This window comes from Erythrobacter sp. S227 (assembly GCF_057364925.1).
This window is the reverse complement of the sequence record NZ_CP200280.1, coordinates 370,363-388,688: the sequence shown is the minus strand read 5'-3', so window position 1 is coordinate 388,688 and position 18,326 is coordinate 370,363. Positions and strand designations below refer to the sequence as shown.

Below are 18,326 nucleotides of genomic sequence, written 5' to 3'. Positions count from 1 at the left end.
ACACCAGAGCTTACTGCCGCCATTGTTGTCAGCCGTACTGACGATGAGCGCTTTGAACGGTTTGCAGCCATTTTTTACCACTTTCCCCTGCGAGTTTTGTCTCGAGTATTCCCCCCTAAGCCAAAAAGGTTATCGTAAGGTGGATATCGGCTAAATTGATACGAAGAGGGCTGCTTAATGCTGCGTAAAGTGCTACCGGAAAGACCGAATTGGCAGGATATCGCAGCGGCCAATGGCTTTATTTTTCATCATGTTGATGGTGACTTGTACTGGGATGAGCGCGCCTGTTGGCAATTCACTCTCGAAGAGGTCGAGAACGAGATCGAAGACCCCACGACCGAGCTTTATGCCATGTGTTTGGGCCTTGTCGATGATGCTTGCCACGATCAACAGATGATGGAGCGGCTCGCGATCCCGCGCGATATGTGGGACCCGATTGCCAATTCCTGGAAACGCGGCGATGCCTCGCTTTATGGCCGGTTTGATTTTGCCTACACAGGGGACGGCCCGGCGAAGATGCTGGAGTTTAACGCCGACACGCCAACTTCCGTGTATGAAACCGCTTTCTTCCAGTGGAAGTGGCTCGAAGACATGATCGAGCTGGGTGAGCTTCCCGACACCACCGACCAGTTCAACCGCCTTCACGAGGCATTGGTTGAACGCTTTGCGCAAATTCTAACGCCGGGCAGCTTGTGTCATTTCTCTGCGGTCGAGGCGCATGTTGAGGACCGCGCCACGGTTGCCTATTTCGAAGATGTCGCGGGGCAAGCTGGGCTTGAAACCCGGTTTGTCGATATCAAGAAGATCGCGATTGATACCGAGGGTGAATTTGTCGACCCTGAAGGGTACCGGATCGGTGCTTTGTTCAAGCTCTACCCGTGGGAAGACATGATGGTCGAGGAAAGCGCCGCGCAACTGGCCGGTTCGTCGTGCAACTTTATCGAGCCTTTATGGAAGGCAATCCTTTCCAACAAAGCGATCCTCCCGCTTCTTTGGGAAAAACACCAGGGCCATCGCAATCTGGTGCCCGCCTTCTTCGCCGGGACCGAGGGCGCGCGCGAATTGGAAGCACAGCCCCATGTCACAAAACCCTTCTTCAGCCGTGAAGGTGCAGACATCGCCCTATTCGACGGCGAGGCAAGTCATGTCGGTCCATCGGAGGGCTACGGCGCGGAAGGGCACATTGTTCAGGGTTATGCGCCGATTGCACGCTCTGGCGACAACCATGCGGTCATCGGCAGTTGGGTTGTCGGCGATGACCCTGCGGGCATGTCGATCCGCGAGGATGCAAGCCCTATCACCCGCGATCTTGCCCGGTTCTTGCCGCATATCATTATGGGGTGATCCGGCCCTTGCTATGCCCACTTGTCATGGCTCTCCCCTAAGCTAGGATGCGAGCGGGAGAAAACCATGCAAATCACGCGTCAGCCTCCGGTAAAGACCACTCTTCAACCATCCAATCACCCTTATTTGAGCGGGCCATGGACACCGGTTCACGAAGAGGTGGATGTTGAAGAACTCGAGATGATCGAGGGCGAGATTCCCGCTGACATCGACGGCATCTATCTGCGCAACACGGAAAATCCGGTGCATCAACCGCTTGGCCGTCATCACCCGTTTGATGGCGATGGCATGGTCCATCAGGTCAATATCTCGGCTGGCCGCGCGAGCTATCGCAACCGCTTCATCCGCACACATTGCTTTGATCAGGAACAGATCACAGGCGGCGCGCTTTGGGGCGGGCTTATGGACCCGCATGGCACATCGAAGCGCCCTGGCTTTGGCGCGCATGAGGGGCTTAAAGACACCGGCTCAACCGACATTATCGTCCATGCAGGGGTGGCTCTTGCTACGCTCTACCAATGCGGGGAAGCGTGGCAGATGGACCCTGTGACATTGGAGAATCTGGGCAAAGCGTCGTGGGGACCGTTGGACGGCGTTTCTGCGCATCCCAAGGTCGATGAAGAAACCGGCGAGCTGATGTTCTTCAACTACTCCAAATATGCGCCCTACATGCATTACGGCGTGGTCGACCGGTCGGGAAAACTTGCGCATTACGTGCCCATCCCCCTGCCCGGCCCGCGCCTGCCGCATGATATGGCGATCACCAAAAACTGGTCGATCCTCAACGATATGCCGTTGTACTGGGATGAGAAGCTGCTGGACCGCAAAATCCACGCCGCGCGCATTCATGACGGTGTGCCAACGCGATTCGCTCTAATCCCGCGCTATGGCCAGCCAGAGGACATCCGCTGGTTTGAGGCATCTCCCACCTATGTCCTTCATTGGACCAATGCCTATGAGGAAGGTGATGAGGTCGTCCTCGAAGGATACTATCAGGATAAACCTATGCCCGACCCGCTCGAAGAAGCGGGCGAATACAGTCATATGATGGCCTATGTGGACGAACACTCGTTCCAGTCGCGTCTCCATCGCTGGCGCTTTAACCTGAAGACGGGCGAGACCCGCGAAGAGCGTTTGTGTGAGAAGATCGTCGAGTTCGGGATGATCAATCCGGCGTATCTGATGAAGAAAAGCCGCTATATCTGGTCCACCACAACGCGTCCCGGATGGTTCCTTTTCAACGGCTATGTGCGCCACGATACGCAGACAGGCGAAGAGCAGGTTTTTGAGCTACCCGAGGGTGTTTACGCCAGCGAAAGCCCGATGGTACCGAGGAAAGGCGCGGTTTCGGAAGACGATGGCTATCTTGTCACATTCCTGATCGACGAGAATTCTGGTGAATCCCAGCTTGCGATCCTCGATGCAAGCGATGTGACCAAGGGGCCCATTGCCCGCGCACGTCTGCCCCACAAGATTTCAAGCGGCGTCCACACCGCATGGGTAGAGCATTCGCAGCTAAAAAGGGATGCGCAATTCCGCGCGGAGCAAGCCGCAGCCTAGCCCCGGGTTAGACTAACCGGCGCACCATCACGCCAAGAACATCTTCAAGCGGCACACGTCCGACCGATTGCGCTTCATCTCCGCGCTTGCATTCAGCGCTGAGATGCACGCCGCCCTTGCGGCCAATAGCGGTGACCTTCTGGACGACTTTGCCAATTTCAGGGTGAAGCGCCAAAACGGTATCTCCCCGTTTCGGACGAACTTTAGACCTGAACAGAACCAAACTGCCTTTGGGCAGCCGGGGCTCCATGCTTTTGTCTCTCACCTTGGCGATCTTGTATCCGATCATGCGTAGGGTTCGTAAGCTAACAAAAAGATTCGTGCAAAGTCCCAAAGTCCAATTTTTACAAATTCATTACAATCTTCCGAACCACTGTCACGATTTGATACAATCAATTGCAACTTTCCTCGGGGCCAAGCATTGGGTAATGGAACGTCCAATTCTTTCATTGGCAAATTCAATTCAGGAGACTTTCAAACATGGCTTTCGACCTAATCGACCTTCCCTATGCCGACGACGCACTTGCGCCCGCAGTATCGGCAGAAACTTTGTCATTCCACCACGGGAAGCACCACAAGGCTTACGTCGACAAAATGAACGCAGCCATCGAAGGCACCGCGCATGACGATGCCGCACTTGAAGCGGTCGTTGCCGATGCGCGCGGTTCAAACGCCGGTCTGTTCAACAACGCCGCACAAACGTGGAACCACGCGTTCTATTGGCACTCGATGGCGGCCTCTGAAACCGCGCCTTCTGCCGATCTTGCAGCCAAGATCGATGCAGCTTTCGGCTCAATGGACGAGCTAAAGGCACAGTTGAAAGCGCGCGGCGCAGGCCACTTTGCAAGCGGCTGGGTATGGCTTGCCGAAAAAGACGGTGCACTTTCGATCGAAGAAACCCACGATGGCGACACGCTTGCAGACAGCGGTTTCAACCCGCTTCTGACGATCGACGTGTGGGAGCACGCCTATTACATCGACCACCGCAATGCGCGCCCTGCTTACCTTGACGCTGTTGTCGACGGGAAGCTCAACTTTGCTTTCGCCAGCGAAAACCTCGCTCGCGGCACTGCTTGGGTCTATCCGAAGTAAGCCAACAGGCACCTGAGAGTTGAAGGCCCGGTCCGCGACATACGCGGGCCGGGCCTTTTCTTTTCCCCAATCCCGCTCCCGAACTTGTAATCTGCTTTACCTCTCCCCCGAATTGGTGAAGGTTGCCTCCCGAGAAGAGAAAAGCGCTTCCCCGAAAGCGCGGCCCGCAAGGGTTCAGGGAGAAACAACTTTGACACAAGCTCCAGCGGCTCAGGCTTCAGCAGCCACGGCCCCTGCCTCCCCGGCAGGTGCTCCAAACACTGGCTTCGGAACCCCCGGCTACCGCGCCTATGTGCTCGCCGCGCTTCTGACGGTCTATATTTTCAATTTCATCGACCGTACCATCGTCAACATCCTGACCGAACCGATCAAGCTCTCCTTCGGGCTTGAAGATTGGCAGATGGGGCTGCTTGGCGGGCCGGCGTTCGCGGTGCTCTACACCTTCCTTGGCATTCCCATCGCGCGCGCCGCTGAACGCTATAACCGCGTTCTCATTATTGGCGGCGCGGTGATCATCTGGAGCCTGTTTACAGCGCTTTGCGGATTTGCAGCGTCCTTCCTGATGCTGTTTTTGTTCCGGGTCGGCGTCAGCATTGGTGAAGCGGGCTGCACACCGCCTGCGCAGTCCCTGATTGCTGACTATTTCCAACCCTCCAAACGCGCCACAGCTGTTTCGACATACGCACTTGGCGTACCCTTGGGGGGCATGTTGGCATCGGTCTTGGGTGGCCAACTTGCCGGCATTGACAGCGCCGCATTTGGTGCTTGGCTTGGATCGTTCGGACTTGGCTCGCTGTTTGGTGATCTCGACTGGTCGCAGGTCGAAGGCTGGCGCATCGCCTTCGTGCTCGTGGGTCTTCCCGGCGTTTTGCTCGGCTTTGTGGTCTGGTGGTCGATCAAAGAGCCACCGCGCGGATACACCGATCCAGCCGCTCTTCAGGGACTTGAAAAGGTCAGCTTTGGCGACGCGCTCAAAGTGCTGATGAAAAAGCCCGCCTATCGCCATGTGGTCTTTGGCGCGATGCTGGCCTCGTTCGTGGGATATGGCGTCAACCAGTTCACCACATCGTTCCTCATCCGCACCCATGGACTCACCATTCAACAGGCATCCTTGCTGTTCGGGATCATCTTGGGGCTTATGGCTGCGATTGGCGTGTTTACATCTGGATGGCTCGCGGACCGCATGTCAAAACGCTATCCCAAAGCGCTCTCATGGCTTCCCGCGCTGGGAATGACGGCCTCCGTTCCGCTTTATGCGTTCGGGTTTATCTCGGACAATCTTTGGTTTGCGATGCCTGCACTGATGCTCGCTGCGATGATCCACTACTTCTACCTCGGCCCAATGTATGCGGTTTCAGGCGGCGTTGTGGACAGCCGAATGCGGGCGACTTCGGTTGCGATCACCCTGTTTGTGGTGAACCTGCTGGGTTATGGCCTTGGGCCCTTGGTGGTTGGAGGGCTATCGACCTATCTCAACACCATCTTCCTTGATGGCTATGGCCTCGGGCTGACGCTCGAAGCATGTAAGCCGTTGATCGCGATGTCTCCCGAGGCTCAGGCCGCACTGACCGGCGGTGATGCAGCAAGCTTTACTGCCTGTACCGATGCCAATGCCAGCGGACTTCAATGGTCGATTGTGATCGCGTCTTGCGGTTATGGCTGGGCAGCGCTGCACTACTTGCTCGCCGGCCGGACACTGCAACAGGATATGGTGGCGAACGAAGCGTAAGGTCGACCCCTTACCCGCCCGCGTGGTAGAAATCGTAGATTGTGCGAGCGACCGCTTCGCTGACACCAGGTGCGCGTTGCAAATCTTGTAGCGAGGCGGCGCGCACCTTGCTGGCCGTGCCAAAGTGCAAGAGCAGCGCGCGTTTTCTCGAAGGGCCAATGCCGGGAATTTCGTCCAAGGGGCTTGCCGTGATCGCCTTGGAGCGTTTCGCGCGGTGCGCGCCGATGACATAACGGTGAACTTCATCGCGAAGGTTCTGGGCATAGAACAGCACAGGCGAATTGGTCGGCAGCATTTTCTCGCGCCCGTCGGGAAAATGGAACACTTCGCGCCCCTCGCGACCATGATGCGGACCTTTGGCGATGCCGATTACGGGCAGATCTTCGATCCCAAGTTCGCCCAGCACCTCCATCACAGAAGACAGCTGACCCTTGCCGCCATCGACCAGTACGAGGTCAGGCCACACGCCTTCACGCTCGCGGTCAGGGTCGTCTTTCATCGCGCGGGTAAAGCGGCGCTCCATCACCTCCCGCATCATGGCGAAGTCATCATTGGTCTGCGCAGACTTGATGTTGAACTTGCGATATTGCGACTTTTCAAAGCCTTCGGGGCTGGCAACCACCATCGCGCCCACCGCTTTCGCCCCTTGGATATGGCTGTTGTCGTAAACCTCGATACGCTTGGGCGGCTCGCCAAGCTCCAAAAACTCGGCGAGCTCGCGCTGTACCTTGGCCTTCGTACCGCGCTCGGCGAGCCTTCGTTCCAACGCTTCCACCGCATTACGTTCAGCCTGTGCCATGAGCTTGCGGCGATCCCCGCGTTGGGGAATGGAAATGACAACTTTCTTCTCGGCCAACTCTGATAAAGCGGCTTCGATCAATTCGCCTTCGGGTAAGTCTCGGTCGGTAAGGACAGTGGGCGGCGGTGGCACTTCCTCATAAAATTGCAGCATCACATTGGCGAGCACTTGTGCTTCTTCCACATCCTTCACATGGGCGGGAAAGAAGGCGCGATGCCCCCAGTTTTGCCCGCCTCTGATGAAGAAGGCTTGGACGCACATCTGCCCGCCTCTGGAGGCAATCGCGAAGACATCGGCATCGCCCACGTTCTTGGCATTGATCGCCTGGCTGCCCTGAATAAAGGTCGCGGCCCTCAACCGGTCGCGCAAAATGGCAGCGGTTTCAAAGTCGAGATCTTCGGCAGCCTTTGCCATTTGCTTTTCAAGATCAGCCTGAACCTTGCCCGATTTTCCCGCGAGAAAATCTTTCGCCTGAGCGACCAGCGCGGCGTAATCCTCCTCGCTGATCCGGCCCACACACGGCGCAGAGCAACGCTTGATCTGATAAAGCAGGCAGGGCCGGTAGCGATTGTTGAAAAAGCTGTCTGTGCAAGACCTTAGAAGGAACAGCTTCTCCAACGCGTTAAGCGTGGTGTTAACGCTGCCAGCACTTGCGAAGGGGCCATAATAATTACCTTTTGCACGCCGCGCACCGCGGTGTTTGTGGATGCGCGGGAAATCATGATCGGCGCGAAGGAGGATGAAAGGAAAGCTCTTATCGTCGCGCAATAACACATTGAAAGGTGGGCGATATCGCTTGATCAGCTGCGCTTCGAGGAGCAGCGCTTCAGCCTCGGAATTTGTGGTGATGATCTCCATCGCGCGGCATTGCGATACCATACGCTGCAATCGGTTGGTGAGCTGGTTCACCTGCGTGTAATTCACCACCCGCGCCTTCAGGCTGCGCGCTTTGCCGACATACAGGACATCGCCCCGCGCATCGAGCATGCGATACACCCCAGGGATCGGTTTAAGGGTCGCGACGACCTCGCGGATGGCGGTCACGCCTGCCTCCAGATCAGGCGTCGCGCGCGCAACAGTGTTCGCCGCATGAGCCTCGTTAAAGCGCTGCGCACCATCGGGATTGTGCGGGCTTCCGGCTCCATCTTTTATCGGCGCATTGGGCATTGGCCCTAAATAGGGTGCGCAAGCTCCCATTGGCAATGCGTGTGGGACCCACTATCGGCCACAAAATGAAGTATTACGACGCAATCATCCTTGGCGCTGGCGCAGCGGGCCTTATGTGCGCTGCACAAGCCAGCAAACGGGGCGTTCGCGTCGCAGTGCTCGAGAAAGCGGAAAAGCCGGGCAAGAAAATCCTGATTTCCGGCGGCGGTCGTTGCAATTTCACCAATGTGGATGCCGGCCCTGCCAATTACCTCTCCGACAATCCACATTTCGCCAAATCAGCGCTCGCCAGATACACCCCGCAGGACTTTATCGAGCTGGTCGATGCCCACGGCATTGCATGGCACGAAAAGACGCTGGGCCAACTGTTTTGCGACGGCTCGGCCAAACAGATCGTGCAGATGTTGCTCGACGAATGCGGGGAGAGCGTGGACGTCCTTTGTGATGCACAGGTGACCACTGTCGCCAAAGATGGCGACACTTTCGCAGTCTCCGCCAGCGGGCAGAACTTTGCGGCGCCCAACCTTGTGATCGCTACCGGCGGGCCTTCCATTCCCAAAATGGGCGCTACCGGCTTTGCCTATGATCTGGCGCGTCAATTTGGGCTGAAAGTGGTTGAGCCGCGCCCTGCCCTCGTGCCGCTGACCCTTGGCGGTGAAGATGTGCTGTTTCGCGAACTGTCCGGCGTTTCAGCCCCCGTCCGCGCGCATGCCGGTGCAAAGAAGCAGAAAGCGAGCTTTGATGAGGCGGCGCTGTTCACCCACAAAGGGCTTTCCGGTCCCGCCATCCTTCAAATCTCGTCCTATTGGCGACCCGGTGAAGAAGTGGGGATCACCTTCCTTCCCGAGGCTGATGCGGAGTGGCTGCTGGACCTCAAACGCGACCGACCGCGCGCTCACGTCAGATCCGTTTTGCGCGAGCATCTGCCAGACCGTCTTGCCGATGCTTTGGCAGAGCGACTTGGCATCGAGAGCGAGCTTGGCAATGTCTCGGACAAGTCGTTAAAAGCTGCGGCGGAGAAACTTGCCAACTGGCGATTCTCCCCGAACGGAACCGAAGGATTTGCCAAGGCCGAAGTCACAATCGGCGGCATATCGACCGGCGAACTCTCCAGCAAAACCATGGAAGCCAAGAAAGTCCCCGGCCTTTATGCCATCGGCGAGGCGGTGGACGTCACCGGCTGGCTTGGCGGGTATAATTTCCAATGGGCCTGGGCCAGCGGTGTCGCTTGCGGGGATGCGCTTTAGCCCTCCCCATCCGTGGCGAACCGTTCCTCGATCCAGCTTGAAAACTGCGTTTCAAGCCCGGCAATATCTCCGGCCAATCCAAACTCTTCATGATTAGCCCCAAGCCATCGGGCAAACGTGCCCTGCTTTTTGACGCCGTTCGCGATCTTGGCGAAAATCCGCTGGTCGCCTGTGGTCTCCAGGATAAAGTCCGCAAATAGCCGGGTTTGCAGATAAAACTCAGCCGGATCGCCGCGGCTTTCCTTGAGGAACTGCTCAGCCTCCTCGCCTGACAGAATCAAAGTGACATTCTCGCCCGACTGCCCCGAGCGCTCGCGCAGGGCCTGTGCTGCGCGCAGCGACGGGTGCTCCATTTCAAAATATTCGAGCAGCGGGAAAGGACTTGCGCTCTTGCCCTCCTCAAGGCGCTTTTGCGCGCTTGCATATCGCCCCTTGGTCAATTCGCTGTTTTCATTGAGGACCGCCGCGAGTTCATCAATCCAATCGGGCGATGAACTGCCGTAGCGCGAGACGCTTTTTTCCGGAGCCGCATCACCGTCGTAAAACTCGCGGAACAGGACATGTCCCGCCTCATGAGCAAGCGCGCCCAATTCGACCGCTGATGGCGGTTGCGGAGCGCCCGCGCCCGCGCTTGCGACCTGTTCGAGGGCTTGCGCAAGGATAGCCGCACGCTGCTCCTCGCTCATGCCTTTGGTTTGATCTTTAACCTGGCGTTCCACCGAAAGCCGGATGAGATTGCCTCTCGAAGCTTCGGTGATCCAGGGAAGCGTCAGAAACCCGCGTTCTTTTAGAAAAGCAACGGCTTCATTGGGCAATGAAGGCGTGCTCAGGACAGCAAAACTGTAGTCCGAGGCGCCAAAATAGCTCTCAAAGTCCACGACCGCATCATCCAGAGTGTCGGCCAGTTGCTGCGCTTGATCTGGCAAAGCAAGAGCAAGGCCGCGGCCACTTGTCGTGCAGACCCAGTCGCTTTCAAACCACTCCATCGCCTTTGCATCGTCGCACACATTTGGCGCAGGATTTTCCTCGCCTGCTCCCTCTTGGGCATGGAGCATTTGCGACTGGAGTGCCAGCATGGCCATGACCGCCCCTGCAAGCAAAGGCCGCTTTCTGGTTTTCGCAAATGCGCTCATGGAACCCTCCTCTTTCTCCACCAGAGCTTTATCAACTACATTTGTAGTCGTAAAGTCCCATGGGAGAATTGCGCGAAATTGCACACTGGTGCCTGTGCATGACTGACGCGCACGTCAGCTTGTCACGTATAGGAATTGTGCCTACCCCTCATGATTACGGCCGGGCGACACGGCCGAGTGGGATAATTGTAGGAGAGACCTTTTGCAGCAATTGCAGGGCATGGATTCATCATTTGTGGCGATGGAATCGCCCAATTCACCAATGCACATCGGCAATTTGCTGATCTACAATCCGGCGACGGCCCCCGGCGGTTTTGTCCGGTTTAAAGACATTCTCGACTTTTTCCGCAGCCGCCTGCAACTCTCCAAAACCATGCGTCAACGCCTTGTGCGTGTGCCGTTTGACCTCGATTATCCTTATTGGATCGAGGACCCGGACTTCGATCTTGAATATCACCTGCGCCATGTGGCCTTGCCCAAGCCCGGTGACTGGCGGCAATTGTGCATCCAGACCGCGCGCATTCACGCTCGGCCTTTGGACCTCAACCGCCCGCCGTGGGAGTTCACTGTTGTTGAAGGCTTGGATAACGTGCCAGGCTATCCGCCGGGCTGCTTTGCCTTTGTGACCAAGGTGCACCACGCCGCGATTGACGGGATGAGCGGGATTGATTTGATGGAGGCGATCCACACGCTCGCGCCCCATGCGCCCCCTCCCAACAAGCCCGATGAGTGGAAGCCTGAGAAAATCCCGGGCCCGATGGAACTGCTTGGCAAGTCCTACATCAACGGCCTGCTCAACCCATTGAAACAGGCAAAGGTCGCAGCGCAAGCGGTTCCCGGTGTTGCGAACGCGATCAAAGGACTCATCGCCCGCGATTTCAAACTGACAAGCGATTATGTGCCGCCGCGCACCCGTTTTAACAAATCCATCTCGCCGCACCGCGTGGTGGAAGGTCAACGCTTTCCGCTCGCCGATATGAAGGCAATCCGCGCGCTTGCGCCCGACCTCAAGACCAAAGTCAACGATGTGGCTCTGACTGTTATCGGGGGCGCGCTGCATAAATATTTGACAGCAAAGAATGATCTACCGAAGGCTACGATGACCGCCATGGCACCGATTTCGGTCCGCTCTTCGGACGAGAAAAGCGACATGGGCAATCAGGTCTCCGCGATGATTGCGCCATTGGGCACGCATATCGCAGACCCTGCCGAACGGCTCGCCTTCGTATTTGGCCGCACCAGCAATTCCAAAGCGATGACCAATGCCATTGGCGCGCGGACGATGACCGAAGTTTCGAAGGTCAACCCATTGCTTTACATGGCCTTGGGCGCGCAATTGTTTAACCGCGTCAGCATCGCACACAGCGTTGCGATGCCGTTCAACACGGTTGTGACCAACGTCCCCGGCCCGCCCATTCCCATCTACTCGGCGGGCGCAAAGATGGAGAGTATGGCTCTATCGCTTATCTGCCTGACAGATGGCCTTGGCCTTGCCCACGTGGTCCAATCCTATTGCGATGAGGCCTACATCAGCTTCACCGCGTGCCGAGACATCATGCCCGATCCCGAATTCTACTCGCAGTGCCTCAAGGAGAGCTTTGAGGAGATGCTGGCGGCGGCCAAGATGATCGAAAAGGCACCGGCTTCGAGCAAGAAGCCCGTTGCCAAAAAGGCTGCAACACGCAAAACAGCTGCGAAGACACCCGCCGTACGCAAAACGGCGGCTGATAAAACAACCAAAACGACTGCGGCCAGAAAGGGATCTCCGGCCCGACCAAAACAAGCAAAGCGCAAGCCCGCAAAAGCATCAGCAGCGCGCATTGCCGAGGAGAGCAAATAATGGCCACCCTTCCCACTTTCCGAGACCTTCCGCCCATGCCGGGCAGCATCGTGGTCGATGATGAGAAGACGCACGGCAAGGTGCCAATCGAACCTCGCGCGCCGCACCCGTTGCTGGCTCTATCCGAGGGCCGCGCCGTGTTTGAGTTTGGCGCGTTTTTCGCCTCGCGCGCTTATCTTTCGACTCTACCAAAGGGCGATGGTCATAGCGTGATGACGCTCCCCGGCTTTATGGCCACCAACAGCTCAACCCGCCCAATGCGCAGCCTTTTGAGGAGCCTTGGCTATGATGCGCATGGCTGGGATTCGGGTCGAAATGTCCGGGTAAATGAGGAGCTTGTATCGAAACTCGAAGATCAGATTGACCGCCTGTTCGAGACAAGCGGCCGCAAAATCTCGCTTATCGGGTGGAGCCTTGGCGGTGTTTTGGCGCGCGAGCTTGCCAAGCTTCGGCCTGAAAAAATCCGCCTTGTGATGAGCCTTGGCAGCCCTATCACCGATGACCGTTCGCACACCAATGCCTCGCGCCTGTTTGAATTTTTCAACGGCAGCGAGCCAGAGGAAATCCGCGATGGCCAGTTCAGCGGGCTCGATGTCGCTCCGCCCGTGCCCACGACCTCAATCCTGACCAAGACCGATGGCGTCGTCCATTGGCGCGGGAGCGTGCAGGACCCGGCGAAGGGCAGCGGCGCGCCGACCGAAAACATCCGCGTTTTTGCAAGCCACCTTGGCCTTGGCGTCAACCCCAGCGTCATGATCGCCATGGCCGACCGCTTGGCTCAGGCGGAAGGCGAATGGACGCCGTTTGAGGCCCCTACTTTCCAAAGGTGGATGTTCCCCAAGCTTGATGAGAGTTGGGGAATTCCCGGCCTTTAATCTTCGTTCCTTTAGAACAGCTTGCGAATATCAATTCCGATAAATCGACCAACCGGATCAATCAGGAACGGTTGGAAATTGACCGGCGTATCCCCGTTCTCGTCCACAACCTTGAGTTGAGCGTCGAACACATTGTCGGCGCGCAGGGAAACGCGCACATTCTTCAGGATCGGGCTATCGCTTCCGGTCAGCTGGTCGATGTTCGCGAACAGCCGGATGTCGAAGGTTGCCAGATCGTCGAAGAAGATCGCGCTGCTGCCCGGCAGGCCTGATCCATCAAGGCGGGTTGAACCCGTGTATCGTCCCGAAAGCCGCATTCCCACGCCATTGCCAAATATGCCCGCTTCCAGGCGCGATGTATTGCGCGGGAAGCCAAAGGCGTTGGTGGATTGCCCATCCAGCTGATCCAGCGGCGCAAGGCCCGGAGCGATCAGCACCTCATTCTCAAGCTCAATCGTGTGGTTGAGCGAGACGAAGTAGCGAAAGCCGCTGAAACTGTTGCGGGCAAGCGGGTTGAACCCGCCCGGAGGCCCACCGCGTGGGCGACCACCTTGTTCACCCTGAGATGCGCCACCACTTTCAGCATTACAGAAGCGCGTGCGAAGTCCGGCGATGCGTTCAGAGGAAAGCTCGCCGTCGTCACCGCGCAGACGATCAATCATAAAGCCGGCCATACTGGGATCAAAACCGGGGATCGTGTCAGAGACGTCCTCACCCCGATCGATCCGCGCAACGAGGGCGCGCAGCTGCGCTTCACCGTCGTCGGCGCACAGAAGAGTGCGGAATGCGGCGAACCCTTCACCCATTGGGCCTGCTGGTGGACCGCCCGGTCCGTCAGCCGGGCCACCGTTCGCAGCCGAACCGGGCGCTGCACCGGGAGGACCGCGCATCGCGGAGGGATCCATAGCGCATATGCGGGTTCGCATTGCTGCAAGACGTTCCTCGTCAATCTGACCGTCTTCCCCGCTCATGCGCTCAACCATGCGCATCAAGCGCGGCGAACCACCGCCAGGGATGATCGCAGAGACATCCTCACCATTGGCAATTGCATTGGCGAGGCGGGTTAACACTTCGAGCCCGTCATCAGCACAAATCCGTGTCCGGAATTCCATAAAGGCTGCGCGTCGACCCTCGCCTTGGCCTGCACCGGCAGGAGGTCCGCTGGCAGATGCAGCAGGTGCTGGAGGACCGCCACCAGGGCGCCCGCCTGTGACACCGGGAGGCGGACCACCGCTCCCACCCTGACTTCCAGTGGGCCGACCACCGCGTCCAGCACCCGGAGGGGCGCCGCGCTGTCTGCCGCCAATCGAGCCGCGCAAATTGAGACTAAAATTGAGCCTGTCCGCACGCGTCTCGGCAAAGGTGACCTGACGTCGATCGAGCGCAATCAAAGTACCGCCAGCATCGCGGGTGATACGATCCGGAAAGGCAGCTTCGATATCCGGCGTGATCTGAGGGAAGCTGCTCACCACATTATCGGAGCGGTTGCGGATATATTCGACCTGAAAACGCGCACCCGACCAGAAAGGGAGCTCCCAGTTGGCAGCGAATTTCCAATCGGTCTGGGTTTCGGCCAGAAGATCGGGATTACCGCCCGATGTCACGTCGACAAGGACCGTCTCCCCGTTGGTGAAATCGAAAACCGGAAGGTTGAAATTGACCACTTGCGGATCGCCCAAGGCGCTCAATGACGGAGCCACTTCGCGGTAGATATAGGTCGCCGTAAGATCGAGATTATCGAACGCCCCCCATGTCAGACCGACGGTGTAGTCGCCTAAAAGGCCAAAGTCTGAAAGGTCCTCGAAACCCGCCTGCAGGTTGAGGGTGAAGCTTCCCAGAGCATCTGCAAACCCTTCGCGCCTGCTGGTGATCGGGATGTTGAGGTTCGCGCCCGTCGAAATGCGCCTGCGGGTGAGCTGCGCTGCTGTATCGCTGCGCGTGTCAGAGCTTTCGATGCGGTCCCAGTCGAGCCCCAAGTCAAAGGTCGCGATCAACTCGCCGCCCGGAAGATAGGCCACAGGTCCGCGCAATGTCGTAAGCGAGCCCACATCAATGGTACGCCTGTTTGCCTGATCGAAACCGGTTTGGACACTCGATGGAAGCGGCGCATCGATTGCCAGATCACCAGCAAGGGCCGCATCGGTCAGATCGCTTGTATCGAACAGCTGGTCAAACCGCGTCTCGCTTTCGCTGAGGTTTGCATCAAATGTGCTCGTCAAACGAAACGCATTAACCGGCGTATTGACCGAGCCAGAAGCAGCCAGCGTGTCGACTGCCACGGTTTGTTCAATCGGGCTTTCTTCGCCAAATGTGCGAAGTGCGCTGTTCCCGGCCGCATCGGTGAGCAGTACAGTGTTCAAACCCTGCAACGCGCGCGCATCATTGCGCTCGTAAAACACATTTGCAGAGACCGCTGACCCGCTGTCGAGGAATGCTTTGGCCCAACTTACATTGGCCTCGAGGCTGCGACTGTCAGAGATCAGCGAGCGGAACGGGGCCTGATCAGGATCGCCGGCAATGTTGCTGATTGACCCTTCTGTCTGAATGATGTCACGCTCATCCTCGGTCAAAAGCGAGGTGTCGTTCGCCTCGAGATTGACATTAATCCGCGCGCCATTGGTGATTTGAAGAAAACCGAATTCCTGTTCGCGCGTGTAGTTGCCGCCGCGTGACGGGCCTTCAAACTCAAACTCTACCTCGGCATTGCGGTAATTGTCTTTGAGGATGAGGTTGATCACTCGGCGATCAGGTGGAAAGCCAAAACGCTGCGCCACCTCTTCCGGGAAAACCTCAAGCTTTTCCAAGGCTTCGGGCGGATATTGGAAAAGCTCTCTAAAGGAACCAGGCCGAATGCCGTTCACAAGGATGATGGGGCGACCGCCGCCACCCCGCCCTCTTGAAGATCCGGTTTGAGCACTGACCTGCGTCACAAGATCGGCAATGGAGCCCACCCCTTCAGCAGCGATTTCCTCTTCGCTCAATTCTAATAAAGGAGCTTGTTCGACATCGAGTTGTCCGCGGAGTCGTTCGCCCCGGACGACAATGCCGCCACCCTCCAACTCCGGACCATCATCGGCTTCAGCCGGTTCAGCGGCCTGCGTTGCAACGGCTTCATCATCTTGAGCGCGCGCAAGCTGAGGGGTCAGCGAACAGGCCGAGGCGCCCACCAAAAGTGCGGTGCGAGTAAAGCGGGAGAGGTTCATTCGTGCCCTTTTGAGCTATTGGCACCGCCCGACAAGACGGCGTTTTGTATCAGTTTGCATCAGCAGGAACGAAAGCTCGGGCCGGTGATATGCACGAGGCGCCCGTTCCGGCGATGAAAGGCAATAACGCACGAGGCTTCCCTTTTGTTCTCAGCATCGCTAAATGGCCCGCGAATGACGATAAACAGCATGTGGCAACCTGACTAAAACCGGTTCGCCGCATCCAAGAAACGAGATATAGGAAAACCATGGCCAAAGAAGAACTACTCGAAATGCGCGGGCGCGTCGTCGAGCTGCTGCCTAATGCGATGTTCCGGGTAGAGCTTGAAAACGGTCACGAAGTGCTGGGCCATACGGCTGGCAAGATGCGCAAGAACCGTATCCGCGTTCTGGTGGGTGACGAAGTTCTTTGCGAACTTACTCCGTATGACCTTACCAAGGCACGCATCACCTATCGCTTTATGCCGGGCCGCGGCGGTCCTGGCCCACAGTAGGGCCCCAACGGCGGGATACCCCCCGTTATGGGCTCTCTCCACCTCACTTTGGCATCGGCTTCGCCCCGGCGGCGAAACCTTCTGGCGCGTCTTGGCCTTGCGCCTGACGCCGTAAAGCCAGCCGATATTGACGAGACGCCTCACAAGGACGAGCGTCCTCGCGACTATGCCTTGCGCATGGGTCGCGAAAAAGCGCTTGCGGTTGAGGCTGGCGGCTTTGTGCTGGCCGGTGACACAGTGGTTGCCGCAGGACGGCGGATATTGCCAAAGACCGAAGAAGAGAGCGAGGCGCGTGATTGCCTCAAGCTTCTTTCAGGCCGCCGTCATGTTGTGCTTTCCAGTGTGGTTCTCCGCGCACCCGATGGCACCTTGCGCGAGCGCCTTAATGAAAATGTGGTGCGTTTCAAGAACCTCTCAAACCAAGAGATCGACGCCTACATCGCTAGCGAAGAATGGCGTGGCAAAGCGGGCGGCTATGCCATTCAAGGACAGGCCGAGGCGCTGATCCAATGGATGAAAGGCAGTCACTCCGGCGTTATGGGCCTGCCGCTTTATGAGACGCGCGCTTTGCTGAAATCTGCGGGATTTGCCCTTGCCTAACCAAACGTCTGAGTGGTTGATCGAACACGGCAATGGCGAAAAACGCGCCCTTTTGATCGAAAACGGCGAAGTCCTAGCCGCGAAGTTACGCTGGCACGGTGAACTGACCGCGGGTGAGCAAGCGTTTGCCAAGCTTACATCAAAGCCCGCAGGAAAACGCCGGGGCGTGGCAACGCTGGACAATGGCACGCAGGTTCTTGTGGACCATCTGCCGGAGCACGCAAATGAGGGCACAACAATCGCGATCCGCATCTCACGCGCACCGATTGCGGAACGAGGCCGTTTAAAACTTGCGCAAGCCAGATGCTTTGCTGTCGGCAATCAGATCGTTGATCCAGAAGCCCAAACTGGCGCGACCCGGTCGGCCGATCTTTTTACGACAAGCGATGTGGTTCAGAGTTTTGAGAGCGGAGACTGGGAAGAAATCTGGCACGCAGCCTCATCAGGCAGCATCGCCTTTGCAGGCGGCGAGATCCTGTGCGCGGTCACTCCCGGCATGACGGTGATCGACATTGACGGCACCGCGCCCCCGCGCGAGCTTGCCCTTGCAGCTGTTCCGGCAATCGCAAAGGCGCTTCGCTGGTTTGATCTGGGCGGCAATATCGGGATCGACTTTCCAACCCTCGAGGCCAAGGCAGATCGGCGAAGCGTTGATGAAGCTCTTGCAAACGCGCTCACCGATTGGCCGCATGAACGCACCGCTATGAACGGATTTGGCTTTGTCCAGATCGTTGCACGTTTGGAGGGCCCCTCCCTCCTCCAACGCTTTGCCACCTCGCGCACCGGCATGTGCGCGCGTTACGCCATGCGCGTGGCCGAACGGGCAGAAGGGGCAGGCCGCACCCTCCTACTTACCGTCCACCCCGCTCTGAAAGCGAAGCTGAAGGACGAGTGGCTGCGCGAACTTGCCCGCCGCACGGGCCGAGAGGTGCGGATTGAAATCAATCCAGGCCTTGCACTTGAGGCTCCCAACGCTCAAATTCTGGACCAATGACCAAAGCAAAACGCCCCTGCCCCATCTGCAAGAAACCTCGCGAAGAGGAGTTTACGCCTTTTTGCTCGCAACGTTGCAAAGACCGCGATTTGGCGAAGTGGTTTGGCGATGGCTATTCGGTTCCGGCCGAGCCAGTGGACCCGGAACAAATTGCCCGCACCCAGTGGGATAACCAAGAATAGACAGAAAAGGGAAAATCCATCCCTTTTCCCTCTTGCCAAGCGCGCCCAGCCACGCCATAGCGCCGCT

Annotated in this window: 15 protein-coding genes; 11 read left to right on the top strand and 4 right to left on the bottom strand. The window is 57.7% G+C overall.

The window, feature by feature from the left end; genetic code table 11:
• The first annotated feature begins 177 nt into the window (after positions 1–177).
• Positions 178–1,344, top strand: coding sequence for a glutathionylspermidine synthase family protein (locus AC0V6Q_RS01760; RefSeq protein WP_486166723.1), 1,167 nt, complete (start codon positions 178–180; stop codon positions 1,342–1,344).
• Between the two features lie 66 nt (positions 1,345–1,410).
• On the top strand, positions 1,411–2,904 hold the full coding sequence (locus AC0V6Q_RS01755; protein WP_486166722.1) for a carotenoid oxygenase family protein: 1,494 nt from the start codon (positions 1,411–1,413) through the stop codon (positions 2,902–2,904).
• 7 nt (positions 2,905–2,911) lie between these two features.
• On the opposite strand, the gene AC0V6Q_RS01750 is transcribed toward AC0V6Q_RS01755, so the two are convergent.
• Positions 2,912–3,193 (bottom strand): S24/S26 family peptidase, encoded by a 282-nt coding sequence (locus AC0V6Q_RS01750; RefSeq protein WP_486166721.1) that lies wholly within the window; start codon positions 3,191–3,193, stop codon positions 2,912–2,914.
• Between the two features lie 191 nt (positions 3,194–3,384).
• Here AC0V6Q_RS01750 and AC0V6Q_RS01745 point away from each other — a divergent pair, with 191 nt between their 5' ends.
• Both AC0V6Q_RS01745 and AC0V6Q_RS01740 read left to right on the top strand, forming a co-directional pair.
• Complete coding sequence (locus AC0V6Q_RS01745; RefSeq protein WP_486166720.1) at positions 3,385–3,996, top strand: superoxide dismutase; 612 nt, start codon at positions 3,385–3,387, stop codon at positions 3,994–3,996.
• Positions 3,997–4,186: 190 nt separating this feature from the next.
• Positions 4,187–5,725: a spinster family MFS transporter gene (locus AC0V6Q_RS01740; RefSeq protein ID WP_486166719.1), complete on the top strand. Its 1,539-nt coding sequence runs from the start codon at positions 4,187–4,189 to the stop codon at positions 5,723–5,725.
• 10 nt (positions 5,726–5,735) lie between these two features.
• On the opposite strand, the gene uvrC is transcribed toward AC0V6Q_RS01740, so the two are convergent.
• Positions 5,736–7,721, bottom strand: a complete 1,986-nt coding sequence (gene uvrC / locus AC0V6Q_RS01735; protein ID WP_486166718.1) for an excinuclease ABC subunit UvrC — start codon at positions 7,719–7,721, stop codon at positions 5,736–5,738.
• Between the two features lie 5 nt (positions 7,722–7,726).
• Here uvrC and AC0V6Q_RS01730 point away from each other — a divergent pair, with 5 nt between their 5' ends.
• A complete protein-coding gene (locus tag AC0V6Q_RS01730) occupies positions 7,727–8,938 on the top strand; it encodes a BaiN/RdsA family NAD(P)/FAD-dependent oxidoreductase (RefSeq protein ID WP_486166717.1) in 1,212 nt (403 codons plus the stop codon).
• Here the strand turns inward: AC0V6Q_RS01730 and AC0V6Q_RS01725 are convergent.
• Complete coding sequence (locus AC0V6Q_RS01725; protein WP_486166716.1) at positions 8,935–10,071, bottom strand: hypothetical protein; 1,137 nt, start codon at positions 10,069–10,071, stop codon at positions 8,935–8,937. The two genes, AC0V6Q_RS01730 and AC0V6Q_RS01725, sit on opposite strands and share 4 nt — an antisense overlap.
• A 220-nt stretch (positions 10,072–10,291) precedes the next feature.
• Between AC0V6Q_RS01725 and AC0V6Q_RS01720 the strand changes: the two genes are divergently transcribed.
• Positions 10,292–11,911 carry a WS/DGAT/MGAT family O-acyltransferase gene (locus tag AC0V6Q_RS01720; protein WP_486166715.1) on the top strand — a complete coding sequence of 540 codons (1,620 nt, stop codon included), beginning with the start codon at positions 10,292–10,294 and terminating at the stop codon, positions 11,909–11,911.
• A complete protein-coding gene (locus tag AC0V6Q_RS01715) occupies positions 11,911–12,786 on the top strand; it encodes an esterase/lipase family protein (protein ID WP_486166714.1) in 876 nt (291 codons plus the stop codon). The genes AC0V6Q_RS01720 and AC0V6Q_RS01715 overlap by 1 nt, the downstream gene beginning before the upstream one ends.
• An 11-nt stretch (positions 12,787–12,797) precedes the next feature.
• Here the strand turns inward: AC0V6Q_RS01715 and AC0V6Q_RS01710 are convergent, their stop codons facing one another.
• The gene (locus AC0V6Q_RS01710; protein ID WP_486166713.1) at positions 12,798–15,989 is read right to left on the bottom strand and encodes a TonB-dependent receptor; all 3,192 of its coding nucleotides are present in this window, start codon (positions 15,987–15,989) and stop codon (positions 12,798–12,800) included.
• 248 nt (positions 15,990–16,237) lie between these two features.
• On the opposite strand from AC0V6Q_RS01710, the gene infA reads away from it, so the two are divergent.
• From infA to AC0V6Q_RS01690, 4 genes are read left to right on the top strand one after another with little or no spacing between them, the layout of a single operon-like run.
• The gene (infA, locus tag AC0V6Q_RS01705; protein ID WP_007163491.1) at positions 16,238–16,483 is read left to right on the top strand and encodes a translation initiation factor IF-1; all 246 of its coding nucleotides are present in this window, start codon (positions 16,238–16,240) and stop codon (positions 16,481–16,483) included.
• 27 nt (positions 16,484–16,510) lie between these two features.
• The gene (locus AC0V6Q_RS01700; RefSeq protein WP_486166712.1) at positions 16,511–17,083 is read left to right on the top strand and encodes a Maf family protein; all 573 of its coding nucleotides are present in this window, start codon (positions 16,511–16,513) and stop codon (positions 17,081–17,083) included.
• A complete protein-coding gene (locus AC0V6Q_RS01695; protein ID WP_486166711.1) occupies positions 17,076–18,077 on the top strand; it encodes a ribonuclease in 1,002 nt (333 codons plus the stop codon). The genes AC0V6Q_RS01700 and AC0V6Q_RS01695 overlap by 8 nt, the downstream gene beginning before the upstream one ends.
• A complete protein-coding gene (locus tag AC0V6Q_RS01690) occupies positions 18,074–18,259 on the top strand; it encodes a DNA gyrase inhibitor YacG (protein WP_486166710.1) in 186 nt (61 codons plus the stop codon). The genes AC0V6Q_RS01695 and AC0V6Q_RS01690 overlap by 4 nt, the downstream gene beginning before the upstream one ends.
• Positions 18,260–18,326: the final 67 nt, after the last annotated feature.

Excerpts from the sequence above, each read along its gene's own strand:
- infA (WP_007163491.1), top strand. The coding sequence starts at position 16,238 with ATGGCCAAAGAAGAACTACTCGAAATGCGCGGGCGCGTCGTCGAGCTG.
- AC0V6Q_RS01725 (WP_486166716.1), bottom strand. The coding sequence starts at position 10,071 with ATGAGCGCATTTGCGAAAACCAGAAAGCGGCCTTTGCTTGCAGGGGCG.
- uvrC (WP_486166718.1), bottom strand. The coding sequence starts at position 7,721 with ATGGGAGCTTGCGCACCCTATTTAGGGCCAATGCCCAATGCGCCGATA.
- AC0V6Q_RS01715 (WP_486166714.1), top strand. The coding sequence starts at position 11,911 with ATGGCCACCCTTCCCACTTTCCGAGACCTTCCGCCCATGCCGGGCAGC.
- AC0V6Q_RS01755 (WP_486166722.1), top strand. The coding sequence starts at position 1,411 with ATGCAAATCACGCGTCAGCCTCCGGTAAAGACCACTCTTCAACCATCC.
- AC0V6Q_RS01720 (WP_486166715.1), top strand. The coding sequence starts at position 10,292 with ATGGATTCATCATTTGTGGCGATGGAATCGCCCAATTCACCAATGCAC.
- AC0V6Q_RS01750 (WP_486166721.1), bottom strand. The coding sequence starts at position 3,193 with ATGATCGGATACAAGATCGCCAAGGTGAGAGACAAAAGCATGGAGCCC.
- AC0V6Q_RS01690 (WP_486166710.1), top strand. The coding sequence starts at position 18,074 with ATGACCAAAGCAAAACGCCCCTGCCCCATCTGCAAGAAACCTCGCGAA.
- AC0V6Q_RS01710 (WP_486166713.1), bottom strand. The coding sequence starts at position 15,989 with ATGAACCTCTCCCGCTTTACTCGCACCGCACTTTTGGTGGGCGCCTCG.
- AC0V6Q_RS01730 (WP_486166717.1), top strand. The coding sequence starts at position 7,727 with ATGCGTGTGGGACCCACTATCGGCCACAAAATGAAGTATTACGACGCA.
- AC0V6Q_RS01700 (WP_486166712.1), top strand. The coding sequence starts at position 16,511 with ATGGGCTCTCTCCACCTCACTTTGGCATCGGCTTCGCCCCGGCGGCGA.
- AC0V6Q_RS01745 (WP_486166720.1), top strand. The coding sequence starts at position 3,385 with ATGGCTTTCGACCTAATCGACCTTCCCTATGCCGACGACGCACTTGCG.
- AC0V6Q_RS01760 (WP_486166723.1), top strand. The coding sequence starts at position 178 with ATGCTGCGTAAAGTGCTACCGGAAAGACCGAATTGGCAGGATATCGCA.